This is a genomic window from Streptomyces sp. NTD91, assembly GCF_059510455.1.
Genome location: NZ_JCAJZW010000032.1, coordinates 84,257 through 96,898 on the forward strand (window position 1 = coordinate 84,257; position 12,642 = coordinate 96,898).

Genomic DNA, 12,642 nt, shown 5'->3' on the forward strand with positions numbered 1-12,642 from the left:
GCGTCATCAGCCGGCCGCTCCGACCCCGGACTACTTCAGCCAGGCGTCGACCTTGTCGCGGTGGGCGTCGACCCACTTCTTGGCCGCCGCGTCGTCCGACATCTTGTCCACCGCGATGTACCTGGCCACGGTGTTCTGGTCCTCGTTCGTCCAGTTGAAGTTCTTCACCAGCTTGTAGGCGGGACCGCCCGACTTGGCGAACTGCGCGCTGACGATCTTGTCCAGGTCGTAGACCGGGTAGTCACAGGCGACCTTCGCGGCGTCGGCGTCGCACCCCGTCGTGTACTTGGGCAGGTTCACCTTGACCAGCGGCACCTCCGACATGAACCACTGCGGCTCGTAGAAGTAGCCGATCATCCACTGCTTGTTCTTCTCGGCGGTGCGATAGGCCTGGATCAGCGCCGTCTCACTGCCCGCGTACACCACCTTGAAGTTCAGCTTCAGGTTCTTCACCAGCGCCGCGTCGTTGGTGACGTACGACGGGTCGCCGTCGAGGAGCTGGCCCTTGCCGCCCGACTCGGAGGTCCTGAAGTTGGCGGCGTACTTGTCGAGGTTCTTCCAGTCGGTGATGTCCGGGTGGGCCTTGGCCAGCCACGGCGGCACGAACCAGCCGATCACTCCCTTGTTGCCCGTCGATCCCGCCTCCACGGCGGTCTTCTGCTCGGTGATGTACTTCTTCTTCAGATCGTCGTGGCCCCAGTTCTCCAGAACGGCGTCCACCTCACCGGTCCCGAAGCCCTGCCAGGCGATCTCCTCCTTCAGGTCCTTCTTGTCGACCGTGCAACCGAGGTCGTGCTGCGCCACGTACGCGACGACCGCCGCGTCCGCCTCGTAGCCGACCCACGGGTTGACGGCCAGGTTGAAGGTGCCGCACTTGCCGCCCGAGGACTTCGCGCCGGCCGAGGTGCTGTCGCCGACCTTCGCCCCCGAGCAGGCCGTGAGGGTGAGGCCGAGGACGGCCAGGCCGGCCGCGCCGGCTCGCCAGTGATGTGCCATGGTGTCGTGCTCCTTATGCCCTGGTGCGTCGCGCCGCAGCCTGCGTGATCCGGTCGAACATGACTCCGAGCAGTACGATGGCGAGTCCGGCCGCCAGCCCCTTGCCGTACAGCTCTCCCTGCGAGAACCCGGCCACGACGTCGTAGCCGAGGGCGCCTGCCCCTACCAGGCCGCCCACAACAACCATCGACAGCACGTAGATCAGACCCTGGTTGGTGGCGAGGGTCAGGGCGCTGCGTGCCATCGGCAGCTGAACCTTGGTGATGATCTGCCAGGTGTTGCACCCGGAGGAGGTGGCCGCCTCCACGGTGGCCTCGGACACGTTCCGCACACCGTCCGCGATGATCTTGATGGCGACGGGCGCCGCATACACGACGGCCGCGACGATCGCGGTGAACCGGGTGGCGCCGAACAGGGCCAGGAACGGCACGAGATAGACGAACGGCGGCATGACCTGCGCGGCGTCCAGGGTGGGCCGCACCACCCGGTCCACCAGCCGGCTGCGCCCCATCCACACGCCGAAGACGACGCCGAGCAGCATCACCAGCACCGTGGCGACGGCGGTCGAGGCCAGTGTCGTCATGCCGTCGGACCACACACCCGTGCCGACCAGCAGCCCGACGCACACCGCGGCCGTCGCGGCGGCGCGCCGGCCGCCGAGCACCGCGCCGAGCGCGACCAGGGTGATGCCGACCAGCCACCACGGGGAGTCGGTGAGGAGCGTCTGGAACGGGTTGAGCAGACCGTTGGTGATGACGTTCCGCAGACCGTTGGTCAGCCCCGACAGATGGTCCTGCAGCCAGGTGGTCGCGGTGTCGGCCGCGCTCGCGATGCGGCTTCCGGTGCCGCCGCCTCCGGGGAACTCGGCCGCCCAGACGTAGGTGTGGGACAGGTACACCAGGACGGCGGCCCCGATGCCGCCCGTCACCAGCAGCGGTCGGCGCCACTTCAGCAGACGGCCGTCCGTGCGGCGGGCCTCGGTGCGTGCGGCCGCGGCGGTGGTCACCCGGTCGAGCACGATGGCCATGACGACGATGGCGAGGCCGGCGTTGAACGCCGTACCGACGTCGAGCGACTGCAGGGCCTGGACGACGGTCTTGCCGAGGCCGGGCGCGTCGATCAGGGCGGCGATGGTCACCATGGCCAGGGCGGCCATGATGGTCTGGTTGACGCCCATGACCACCGTGCGCCTGGACATCGGCAGCAGCACCTTCAGCAACTGCTGCGACCGCGTGGTGCCGAGCGAGTCGGCCGCCTCGACGGTGGTCTCGGGCACCGAGCGGATGGCGTGCGCGGTGATGCGGATGGCGGGCGGTGCCGCGTAGATGACGGTGGTGATCACGGCGGAGGCGCCGCCGATGAGGAAGATCAGGGTCAGCGGGGCGAGGTAGACGAAGGTCGGCATCGTCTGCATGAAGTCCAGGAAGGGCGTCATGATCCGGTTGAACCGGTCGGACAGACCGGCCCACACGCCCAGCGGGATGCCGATGAGCAGCGCCACGAGGACCGCGGACACGGTCAGCGCGAGAGTGTCCATGCTCTCCTGCCACAGACCCTGGAGCCCGAAGAAGGTGAAGCCCGCGACCGCCAGCAGCGCGACCCGCCAGTTGCCCACGGCCCAGGAGACATAGCCGGTGAGTCCGACGACGCCGAGCCAGCCGATCTGCGGGACGGGGCGGGTGCCGGTGGGCTGGGAGATCAGCGACTGGACGAAGGTGACCAGGTTGTCGATGGCCAACCGGATCTCGTTGAAGAAGTACAGGAAGAGCGGGTTCGAGTTGCGGCTGGCCCCGATGCTGTCGTTGAGGTCGTTCAGCCGGCGGTGCAGACCGGTGAGGTCGGCCGCCGCGAGGGCCAGGGTCTGCCGGCCGCGCAGTACGGCGAAGAGCACCAGCCAGCCGAGCAGGATCGCGGCCACCACCATGGGGCGGCCGACCTTCCGCCGTATGGTCGCGACCGGCGCGGTCGCGTCGGCGACGGCCATCACGCACCGCCTTCCTGCCCGGCGACGACGGAGAGGATCTCCTCGTCGCCGACGATGCCCAGCAGCTTGCCGTTCTCCACGACCTTGACGGGCTTCTCGGCGGCGAGCACCGCGCGGGTGGCCTCGCGCACCACCACGTCCGGCCCCAGCTCGGGCCCGTCCAGGGCGTCGCCGGGTCCGGCGGGGCGCATGATCCAGCGCAGGGTGAGGACGTCGCCGCGCGGCACGTCCTTGACGAAGTCCCGTACGTAGTCGTCGGCGGGGGCGCCGACGAGTTCGTCGCCGGTGCCGCACTGGACCGTCTTGCCGTCCCGCATGATCAGGATGCGGTCGCCCAGCTTCAGGGCCTCGGACAGGTCGTGGGTGATGAACACCATGGTCTTGCCGACCTCGTGGTGCAGGCGGATCACCTCGCTCTGCATGTCACGGCGGATCAGCGGATCGAGCGCGGAGAACGGCTCGTCGAAGAAGAGGACGTCCGGGTCGCCGGCGAGAGCCCGGGCGAGGCCGACGCGCTGCTGCATACCACCGGAGAGCTGGTCGGGGTAGGAGTTCTCGTATCCGGCCAGGCCCACCAGTTCGACGACCTCCAGGGCCTTCCTCGTGCGCTCGGCCCTGCCCATGCCCCGTATCTCCAGGCCGAACGCCACGTTGTCGACGACCCTGCGGTGCGGCAGCAGACCGAAGTGCTGGAAGACCATGGAGAACTTGCTGCGCCGCAGCTCGCGCAGCCGCCTCGCGTCGGCGCCGCGGATGTCCTCGCCCTCGAAGACGACCTCTCCGGCAGTGGGTTCGATCAGCCGGGTGAGGCAGCGCACCAGGGTGGACTTCCCGGAGCCGGACAGGCCCATGACGACGAAGACCTCGCCGGGAGACACGTCGAAGCCGACATCCCGTACGGCGGCGGTGCACCCGGTGCGGTCCATGAGCTCGCGACGGCTGAGCCCGCACAGCTCCGTGGAGCCCGGCACCTCGTCGGCCCTGGGTCCGAACACCTTCCACAGCCGGCGCACGGAGATGACCGGGGTACGCGCCTGGGGCTCCTGGGACGTGTCGCTCGGCCGCGACACCTCGGTCTGGGCTGGGGTCATGATCGGGCCTCTCTTCGGCGGTCAGCCGCGGAACCAGTGCTGCGGCCGGGGTTGGATGTTCTGCCAGACGTGCTTGGGCTCTCGGTACTCGTCGAGGCCGGCCGGTCCCAGCTCGCGGCCCACGCCCGAGTGTCCGAAGCCGCCCCATTCGGCCTGCGGCACATAGGGGTGATAGTCGTTGATCCACACGGTGCCGTGGCGCAACCCGCGGGCCACCCGCTGGGCCTTGCCCGCGTCCTGGGTCCAGACGGCCCCCGCGAGGCCGTACTCCGTGTCGTTGGCGATGCGGACGGCGTCGTCCTCGTCGTGGAAGCGCTCGACGGTGAGTACGGGTCCGAAGGATTCCTCGTGCACCACGAGCATGTCCTGGCGGCACTCGTCCAGGACGGTCGGCGGGTAGTAGAAGCCGTGCGCCAGCGCGGGGTCGTCGGGGCGTGCGCCGCCGCAGCGCAGGACGGCGCCCTCGGCGAGGCCGGCGGCGACGTGGGCCTCGACCTTCTCCCGGTGCTGTGCGGAGATCAGCGGCCCGGTCTCGGCCTCGGGGTCGAAGGGGCCGCCGAGCCGGATCCGCCGGGCCCGGCGTACGACCTCGTCGACGAAGGCGTCGTGGACCGAGTCCTCGACGACGAGGCGGGCGCCGGCCGAGCAGACCTGCCCGGAGTGCAGGAAGACGGCGGTGAGTGCGAAGTCGACGGCCGTTTCGAAGTCCGCGTCGGCGAAGACCACGTTCGGGTTCTTGCCGCCGAGTTCGAGGGCGACCTTCTTCACCGTCGCCGCGGCGGTGGCCATGAGGTGCCGCCCGGTGTGCAGGCCTCCGGTGAACGACACCATGTCGACGGCCGGATGCTCGGCGAGCGGCGCGCCCGCCTCGGTGCCGGCTCCCAGCACGAGGTTGGCCACGCCGGCCGGCAGCCCTGCCTCCTCGAGTGCCTTCATCAGCAGGATCGAGGTGGAGGGCGTCAGCTCGCTGGGCTTGAGGACGACCGTGTTCCCGGCGACGAGCGCCGGGGCGACCTTCCAGCTCGCTTGCAGCAGCGGATAGTTCCATGGAGTGATCAGTCCGCAGACGCCGACCGGCTCGTAGGTGACCCGGCTCAGCGCGTCGTCCCGCCCGGTGTCGACCACCCGGCCGGCGCTGGTGCCCGCGATGCCGCCGTAGTAGCGGAAGCAGGAGACGACGTCGGCGATGTCGTACTCGCTCTCCACCAGCCGCTTGCCGGTGTCGAGGGACTCGGCACGGGCGAATTCCTTGGCGTCGCGCTCGATGACGCCGGCGGCGCGCAGCAGCAGTGCGCCGCGCTCGCGCTCGGGGGTCCGCGGCCAGGGGCCGTCGTCGAAAGCGTGCCGGGCCGCGGCGATCGCCGCCTCGGTGTCGGGGCGGGTCGCCTCCGAGACCGTCGCGACCAGGGTGCCGTCGGCCGGACAGCGGATCTCCCGGTGGCCGCCGGCCACCGGAGCGCGCCATTCTCCGTCCACATACAGATCTGCCACGCGCTGCGCCCTTCGAGCGGAATTCGTTGCGCATTATGCATTCAATTGCTTGTGGTGGAACACCCTGGCCGAATCGACTGACGTCCGTCAAGAGGTCGGCATGTCTCGATTTCGCCGTCCCCGATCCGCTCCCCCGGCTGCGCGTCAGCCGGCCAGGCGATCCAGTGCCGCACGGCGCCAACGCTCCGTCTCGGCGATCTGGTTGAAGGTGAACACGTGCAGCCCGGCCACCGCCGCGGCGGACGCGGTGAGTGCCGCAGCGCCGGGGGCGAGCAGGCGCTCGGGGTCGTATCCACCGGGTGCCGCGAACCGCAGGAACCACGACGGATGCCGGGTGAGGAAGCGCGTCGACTCCCCCACCCCGATCTTCGTGGCCATCGACAGCAGCTTCGCCCGGTGCAGGGGGCCGGCGACACCCACGTACAGGGGCAGCGTGACGTCGCGGCGCCTGATCCGGGCGATCCAGTCGCCGAGCACGCGCGGATCGAAGCACAGGTTGCTGACGATGTAGGTGGCGTACGTCCGCTTGTCCCACATCGACTGGATGGTGATGTCGTCGTGGATGAACGGATGGCTCTCCGGATAACCGGTGATGCCGAGGTCGGCGAAGGGGCCGCCCGGACCGGCCAGCGCGCACAGCACCGGCAGCGCGCCGCGGTACGGCCCGGCCGGCGGATCGGCGTCACCGGCCGGGACGAAGACGTCCTCGACGCGGGCCGCGCGCAGCCGCTCGGCGACCTCCTTCAGATGCGCCTCGTCCCGCAGCAGCCGCGCGGGGACGTGCGGCACCACGCGGTACCCGTGTGCCGCCAGCCGCTCGGTGAGGAGCAGCGTCGGCTCCAGCCCCTTGACCGGCGACGCCGTGACCGTGACCACGACGTCGCGGGGCACATGGGCGAGGACCTTCTCCTCCGTCGCACGCACCGGCAGCACCTCGTAGCGGACACGGGTGAGGAGCGTCCGCAGGGCCTCGGCGGCCATGGTTCACCCGGCCTGCTTCTGGGCGTCGCGGTGCCGGTAGTACGCGGCCTTGGAGGGGGGCAGCGGCTCGTTGCCCAGAATCAGGTCGGCCGCCTTCTCGGCGATCATCATCACCGGCGCGTAGATGTTGCCGTTGGTGACGTACGGCATCACCGAGGCGTCCACCACCCGCAGTCCGTCCAGTCCGTGCACCCGCATGCTCAGCGGGTCGACGACGGACATGTCGTCGGTGCCCATCTTGCAGGTGCAGGAGGGGTGCAGTGCGGTCTCACCCTCCTCGGCGACCCAGGCGAGGATCTGCTCGTCGGTCTCGACGGAGGGTCCGGGCGAGATCTCGCCGCCGTTGTAGGGCGCGAGGGCGGGCTGGTTGAGGATCCTGCGCGCCACCCGGATCGCCTCCACCCATTCCCGGCGGTCCTGCTCGGTGGACAGGTAGTTGAAGCGCAGCGCGGGCTTCACCCGCGGGTCCCTGCTCTTGATCTTCACCGATCCGACGGCGTCCGAGTACATGGGCCCGACATGCACCTGGTATCCGTGGCCACCGGCCGGCGAGGAGCCGTCGTAGCGGACGGCGACCGGCAGGAAGTGGAACATCAGGTTGGGGTAGTCCACGTCCTCGTTGCTGCGGGCGAAGCCGCCGGCCTCGAAGTGGTTGGTGGCCGCGGGCCCCTTGCGGAACAGCCACTGCAGTCCGATCAAGGGGGCCCGCCACTTCGCCATGTAGGGCTGCATGGAGACGGGCTGCTTGCAGGCGTACTGGACGTACACCTCCAGGTGGTCCTGCATGTTCTCGCCGACGCCCGGCAGGTCGTGCACGGTGCCGATCCCGAGTGCGGACAGTTCGGCGGCGTTGCCGACGCCGGAGAGCTGGAGCAGCTGCGGGGAGTTGATGGCGCCGCCGCACAGGACGACCTCACCGGCACGGACCTGCTGGACGGCGCCCCTGCCGCGCCGGTACTCGACGCCGACGGCCCGCTTGCCCTCGAAAAGCACCCGGGTGACCAGGGTGCGCGTCTTCACGGTGAGGTTCGGCCGCTTCATCGCGGGGTGGAGGTACGCCTTGGAGGCGGACAGCCGGCGCCCGCGGTGGACATTGCGGTCGAACTTCGCGAATCCCTCCTGCCGGTAGCCGTTGACGTCGTCGGTCGGGGCGTAGCCCGCCTCCTGGGTGGCCTTGAGGAAGGCGGTGAACAGCGGGTTGGTGGCCGGGCCGCGTTCCAGGACGAGGGGGCCGTCGTGGCCGCGGAACTCGTCGTCGGGGTCGGCGGCCAGACAGTTCTCCATGCGGCGGAAGTACGGCAGACAGTGGGCGTAGTCCCAGGTCTCCATGCCGGGCCCGGCCGCCCAGCGCTCGTAGTCCATGGGGTTGCCGCGCTGGAAGATCATGCCGTTGATGCTGCTGGATCCGCCGAGCACCTTGCCGCGGGCGTGGTAGATGTGCCGGCCGCCCATGTGGGGCTCGGGCTCGGACTCGTACTTCCAGTCGTAGAAGCGGCTGCCTATGGGGTAGGTCAGCGCGGCGGGCATGTGGATGAAGACGTCCCAGGGAAAGTCCGAGCGGCCCGCCTCCAGGACCAGCACCCGGTTGGCGGGGTCGGCCGACAGCCGGGCGGCCAGTGCGCTGCCGGCCGATCCACCGCCGACGATGACGAAGTCGTACTGCAAGGGAGCCATGATGCCTCGTCTCGCTCGCGCCTTGTGATGTGCCGGGCATGCTAATACGGGTGCCGCTATACGCACCAGGTTGCGAACAACGCAACTTGTAAGATCTTTGTGCACAGGGCGTTACTTGCAGGAGTGTTGTTTACTCCGCGTATAGTTCCGCCATGAGCAACTACAGTCCGGATACGGAAACGAACGGTTCACCGCCCGGCGGAGTGCAGTCCGTCGACCGGGCCATCAGCGTGCTGGAGATCCTGGCCCAGCGCGGCGAGGCCGGTGTGAGCGAGGTGGCTGCCGAGATCGACGTGCACAAGTCGACCGCTTTCCGCCTGCTCGGCGCCCTGGAGGCGCGCGGCCTCGTGGAGCAGTCGGGCGAGCGGGGGAAGTACTCGCTCGGCTTCGGCATCGTACGCCTGGCGGGCGCCGTCACGGGCCGCATCGACATCACGCAGCAGGGCCGCGTGGTGTGCGAGCGGCTGGCGGAGGAGATCGGCGAGACCGTCAACATCGCCGTGATGCAGGAGCACTATGCGATCAACCTCTACCAGGTGCGCGGCCAGTCCGCCATCACCGCGCACAACTGGGTCGGCCAGCTGACCCCGCTGCACGCCACCTCCAGCGGCAAGATCATGCTGGCCCACCTGCCGGCCAAGGAACGCGCCGCGCTGCTCGCGGAGGCCGGCCTGAAGAAGCTGACTCCGCACACGATCACCTCGAAGGCGAGGCTGGAGAAGAACCTCACCGAGGCCCGGGAGCGCGGTTACGCCTGGACGCTGGAGGAGCTGGAGATCGGCCTGCACGCCGTGGCCGCCCCGATCCGTGACCGGGAGGGCCAGGTCATCGCGTCGATCAGCGCCTCCGGACCCTCGTACCGGTTCACCGAGGAACGCATGCACGAACTGGCTCCGCTGCTGGTCAAGGGCGCGGAGGAGATCAGCCACCGGATGGGATACCTCGGCTGACCACCCGGAGCACGACCGCCGCACGGCCCGCGTCCGCCCCCCGCGCGGGCCACGGCCGTCCCTCCTCGACGGCGCCCCGTCGCGGCGTCACCGCTGCTGCGGCGTGCCGAGACGCCCGTTCACCCAGTCGTGGAAGGCGCCGATGTGGTGCTCGCTGGGTACGAGCACGCCGCCCTTGGCGTACATGCGCGAGCTCATCCCGGGCTGGGTGCGTTCGCAGGCGTCGAAGTCCTGGCGGTTGACCCGGTCGAACAGTTCCACCGACCGGCTGACGTCCTTGCCACTCTGAACGACGTGCGGCAGGTAGAGCCAGTCGCACTCCACGATCGTGCGGTCGACGGCCACCGGGTACATGCGGTGGAAGATCACGTGGTCGGGCACCAGGTTGATGAACACCTGCGGCTTGACCGTGATCGCGTAGTAGCGGCGGTCCTGCTCCTCCAAGACACCGGGGATGCGGTCCAGCCCCTCGGAGCCGTCCACGGTGAAGCCCTGCACGTCCGCACCGAACTCCGCGCCGTGGCCGACGTAGTACTGCGCGGCGTAGCCGTCGGCGAACTCCGGCAGGACCTCGGTGAGTTCGGGGTGGATGGTGGCGCAGTGGTAGCACTCCATGAAGTTCTCGACGATGAGCTTCCAGTTCGCCCTGACGTCGTAGACGATCCGCCGGCCCACCGAGAGGTTCGCGACGTCGTAGCGCTCGATCGACTCGGTGTCGCCCAGCCGCTCCACCACCGCCCCCATCACGTCCTCCTCGAAGGAGGGCGGGTTCTCCGCCAGGCACACCCAGACGTAGCCGAGCCATTCACGGACGGCCACGGTCACCAGGCCGTACTCGGTGCGGCCGACGTCGGGCATCTTGGTCAGGTTGGGCGCCGCGACGAGCTTGCCGTTCAGGTCGTAGGTCCAGGCGTGATACGGGCACTGGAAGGCCCGCTTCACCTCGCCCGTCTCCTCCGTGCACAGCTTGGCGCCGCGGTGCCGGCAGACGTTGAAGTAGGCGCGGATCGAGTGGTCCCGGGCCCGGGTGACGAGAATGCTCTCGCGGCCCACGTCCACGGTACGGAAGGCACCGGGCCTGGCCAGGTCGGACGCGCGCGCGACGCAGAACCACATCGCCTCGAAGACACGCTCCTGTTCCTGGGCGAAGATGCCGGGGTCCGTGTAGGCGGAGCCGGGGAGGGTGGCGATCAGGCTGTCCGGCAGGCTGGTCGAGGTCACGGTGCACTCCTCGGGGGAACGTCGTGGATCGGTAGGTCACGCGCCGGGAAGAGCGACTCCGGTCAGCGTTGTGTATGAAGCAACACTGCGTTTCATGTGCAACGCAGCATGGGGTGGCGCAGGAGTGGTGTCAAGACGCTGCGGCGGTGAACCGCTTGCGCCGGCGGGTGAACAGCCTCGGCTGGTTCATGCCGAGCACGGCGACCTCCCGGCCGTCCTTGCGGTAGACCGCGAGAAAGCTGCGGTCGCCGACCGAGCCCTCCTCGACCGTCACACTGTCGGCGCCGGCGGCATGCCCGACGAACTGGATCTTCACGCCGTACTGGTCGGACCAGAAGTACGGCGGGCCGGGCACAGCCGGTTCCGTGGCGCCGTACGCGAGCAGTGCGGCGACGGCGGCGTCCGGACGTTCCAGTGCGCCGGTCCAGTGCTCGACCCTGCGGTGGGCCCCGGTGCGCGGGTCGTACCAGTTGGCGCAGTCGCCGACGGCGACCACCCCGGCGAGGCTGGTCCGGCCGTCAACGCCGCACCTCACTCCGTTGTCCAGTGCGACGCCGGACCCCTCCAGCCACTCGACGCAGGGACGTGCGCCGACGCCGACGACGACGGTGTCCGCGGGGACGGTGCGGCCGTCCTCCAGCAGCACGGCGTCGACCCGGTGCTCTCCGCTCAGCGCCTTGACCCCCACGCCGCACAGCAGACGCACACCGTGATCCGCGTGGAGGGCGGAGACGACCTTGCCCATGGTCGCGCCCAGCGGTCCGGCCAGCGGCGTCGGGGCCGCCTCGACCACGGCCACGTCCCGTCCGAGGGCGTGCGCGGTGGAGGCGACCTCGGCGCCGATGAATCCGCCACCGATCACCACCACCCGTCCGCCGCGGGCCAGGTCGTCCCTGAGGGCGCGGGCGTCGTCGAGGGTGCGCAGCACATGGACGCCGGCCAGACACTCGGTGCCGGGCAGGGTGCGGGCGGCCGCGCCGGTGGCGATGACCACGCCGTCGGCGCGTATCTCACGGCCGTCGGCGAGCCGGACGGTTCGCTCGGTGCGGTCGAGTCCGGTGGCGCGGGCGCCGAGCACCCACTGCGCCCGCAGATCGTCGTCGTCCGTCTCCAGCGCCAGTTCCGCTTCACCGATGGCACCGGCCAGGAACTCCTTCGACAACGGCGGCCTGTCGTAGGGCCGGTGGAGCTCGTCGCCGACGATCACCAGCCGGCCGTCGTAGCCCCGTTTCCGCAGTGAGCGCGCGGCCGACAGACCGGCCAGCGAGGCACCCACCACGGCGACGGTCCTCACGCGGGGCCTTGGGCCAGGCGGGCGGCGACGCACGGCGGCAGGTTCGGCGCCTCGGTGGAGAGCCGCACGTGGACCGTGCCGTCCTCGACGACGACCTCGTGGGTACGGACCGGGAGCTTGGCCGGGGGCGCGTCCACGGCCCCGGTCCTCAGGTCGAACTTCGAGGCGTGCAGCGGGCACTCGACCTCGCAGCCCTCCAGCCAGCCGTCGGCGAGCGACGCGTCCTGGTGGGTGCAGGTGTCGTCGATGGCGAAGAGCTCGCCGTCCTCGGTGTGGAACACCGAGACCGGCGGGTCGATGTCGAGCCGGTGGGCCTCGCCTCGCGGCAGATCCGCGAGGCGGCACGCGGGAATCATCATGACACCTCGGTGCGTATAGCGAAACGGATTGCGATTAGCGCAACGCCAGTCTGGGGCCGCCCTGAAGGGTTGTCAAGGCATCCGCAAAGCGGTTCACAGGGTGTGCGGCGCGCGGTGTCGGGGCAGGCCGAAGCGGCCTCGAAAGCACAGGTCAGCGCGAGGGGGAGCGGGCATGCACGGGTACGGCGAGCGGCCCTGCGCCGGTGTCGTCCGCTTCGGTCCGTCACCGGCGCAGGGCCGCTTGCCGCCGGGCGGTCAGTGACCGCGCTCGATCCACTCCTCGAGATGCGGCGCCTCGGCGCCGAGGGTGGTGGTCTCGCCGTGACCGGTGTGCACGACGGTGTCCTCGGGCAGGGTGAGCAGACGGCGCTCGATCGAGCGGATGATGGTCGGGAAGTCGCTGTACGACCGTCCCGTCGCCCCAGGCCCGCCGGAGAACAGGGTGTCGCCGCTGAAGAGCGCCGAGAGCCCCGGGGCGTACAGGCACACGGCCCCCGGGGCGTGCCCCGGGGTGTGCAGCACGGTCAGTTCCACACCGGCGACGGCCAGGCGCTGCCCGTCGGCCAGCTCGCCGTCGGGCGCCCGGTCGGGATGGGTCTGT

At 70.1% G+C, this 12,642-nt stretch carries 11 protein-coding genes; 1 reads left to right on the forward strand and 10 read right to left on the reverse strand.

Annotated elements, in window-relative coordinates; all coding sequences use genetic code 11:
* Positions 1–30: 30 nt before the first annotated feature.
* From AC5WRT_RS27795 to betA, 6 genes are all read right to left on the reverse strand, one after another.
* Positions 31–996 (reverse strand): ABC transporter substrate-binding protein, encoded by a 966-nt coding sequence (locus AC5WRT_RS27795; RefSeq protein WP_496096780.1) that lies wholly within the window; start codon positions 994–996, stop codon positions 31–33.
* A gap of 13 nt (positions 997–1,009) precedes the next feature.
* Positions 1,010–2,980, reverse strand: coding sequence for an ABC transporter permease (locus AC5WRT_RS27800; RefSeq protein WP_496096781.1), 1,971 nt, complete (start codon positions 2,978–2,980; stop codon positions 1,010–1,012).
* A complete protein-coding gene (locus tag AC5WRT_RS27805) occupies positions 2,980–4,071 on the reverse strand; it encodes a quaternary amine ABC transporter ATP-binding protein (protein ID WP_496096782.1) in 1,092 nt (363 codons plus the stop codon). The genes AC5WRT_RS27800 and AC5WRT_RS27805 overlap by 1 nt, the downstream gene beginning before the upstream one ends.
* Positions 4,072–4,092: 21 nt before the next feature.
* A complete protein-coding gene (locus AC5WRT_RS27810) occupies positions 4,093–5,562 on the reverse strand; it encodes an aldehyde dehydrogenase family protein (RefSeq protein ID WP_496096783.1) in 1,470 nt (489 codons plus the stop codon).
* A 144-nt stretch (positions 5,563–5,706) separates the two neighbouring features.
* The gene (locus AC5WRT_RS27815; RefSeq protein ID WP_496096784.1) at positions 5,707–6,543 is read right to left on the reverse strand and encodes a methylenetetrahydrofolate reductase; all 837 of its coding nucleotides are present in this window, start codon (positions 6,541–6,543) and stop codon (positions 5,707–5,709) included.
* 3 nt (positions 6,544–6,546) lie between these two features.
* Positions 6,547–8,217, reverse strand: a complete 1,671-nt coding sequence (gene betA / locus AC5WRT_RS27820; protein WP_496096785.1) for a choline dehydrogenase — start codon at positions 8,215–8,217, stop codon at positions 6,547–6,549.
* A gap of 152 nt (positions 8,218–8,369) precedes the next feature.
* Here betA and AC5WRT_RS27825 point away from each other — a divergent pair, with 152 nt between their 5' ends.
* Positions 8,370–9,167 (forward strand): IclR family transcriptional regulator, encoded by a 798-nt coding sequence (locus AC5WRT_RS27825; protein ID WP_496096786.1) that lies wholly within the window; start codon positions 8,370–8,372, stop codon positions 9,165–9,167.
* A gap of 87 nt (positions 9,168–9,254) precedes the next feature.
* Here the strand turns inward: AC5WRT_RS27825 and AC5WRT_RS27830 are convergent, their stop codons facing one another.
* The 4 genes from AC5WRT_RS27830 to AC5WRT_RS27845 form a co-directional block, all read right to left on the reverse strand.
* Positions 9,255–10,388 (reverse strand): aromatic ring-hydroxylating oxygenase subunit alpha, encoded by a 1,134-nt coding sequence (locus AC5WRT_RS27830; RefSeq protein ID WP_496096787.1) that lies wholly within the window; start codon positions 10,386–10,388, stop codon positions 9,255–9,257.
* A gap of 130 nt (positions 10,389–10,518) precedes the next feature.
* Positions 10,519–11,682 (reverse strand): NAD(P)/FAD-dependent oxidoreductase, encoded by a 1,164-nt coding sequence (locus AC5WRT_RS27835; RefSeq protein WP_496100713.1) that lies wholly within the window; start codon positions 11,680–11,682, stop codon positions 10,519–10,521.
* Complete coding sequence (locus AC5WRT_RS27840) at positions 11,679–12,041, reverse strand: bifunctional 3-phenylpropionate/cinnamic acid dioxygenase ferredoxin subunit (protein WP_496096789.1); 363 nt, start codon at positions 12,039–12,041, stop codon at positions 11,679–11,681. The genes AC5WRT_RS27835 and AC5WRT_RS27840 overlap by 4 nt, the downstream gene beginning before the upstream one ends.
* Positions 12,042–12,296: 255 nt before the next feature.
* Positions 12,297–12,642, reverse strand: a 346-nt coding sequence (locus tag AC5WRT_RS27845; protein ID WP_496096790.1) for an MBL fold metallo-hydrolase, incomplete at its 5' end; no start/stop codon positions are given.

Bases quoted from the DNA above. Each gene is read 5' to 3' on its own strand.
- AC5WRT_RS27795 (WP_496096780.1), bottom strand. From the start codon at position 996: ATGGCACATCACTGGCGAGCCGGCGCGGCCGGCCTGGCCGTCCTCGGC.
- AC5WRT_RS27800 (WP_496096781.1), bottom strand. From the start codon at position 2,980: ATGGCCGTCGCCGACGCGACCGCGCCGGTCGCGACCATACGGCGGAAG.
- AC5WRT_RS27805 (WP_496096782.1), bottom strand. From the start codon at position 4,071: ATGACCCCAGCCCAGACCGAGGTGTCGCGGCCGAGCGACACGTCCCAG.
- AC5WRT_RS27815 (WP_496096784.1), bottom strand. From the start codon at position 6,543: ATGGCCGCCGAGGCCCTGCGGACGCTCCTCACCCGTGTCCGCTACGAG.
- betA (WP_496096785.1), bottom strand. From the start codon at position 8,217: ATGGCTCCCTTGCAGTACGACTTCGTCATCGTCGGCGGTGGATCGGCC.
- AC5WRT_RS27825 (WP_496096786.1), top strand. From the start codon at position 8,370: ATGAGCAACTACAGTCCGGATACGGAAACGAACGGTTCACCGCCCGGC.
- AC5WRT_RS27840 (WP_496096789.1), bottom strand. From the start codon at position 12,041: ATGATGATTCCCGCGTGCCGCCTCGCGGATCTGCCGCGAGGCGAGGCC.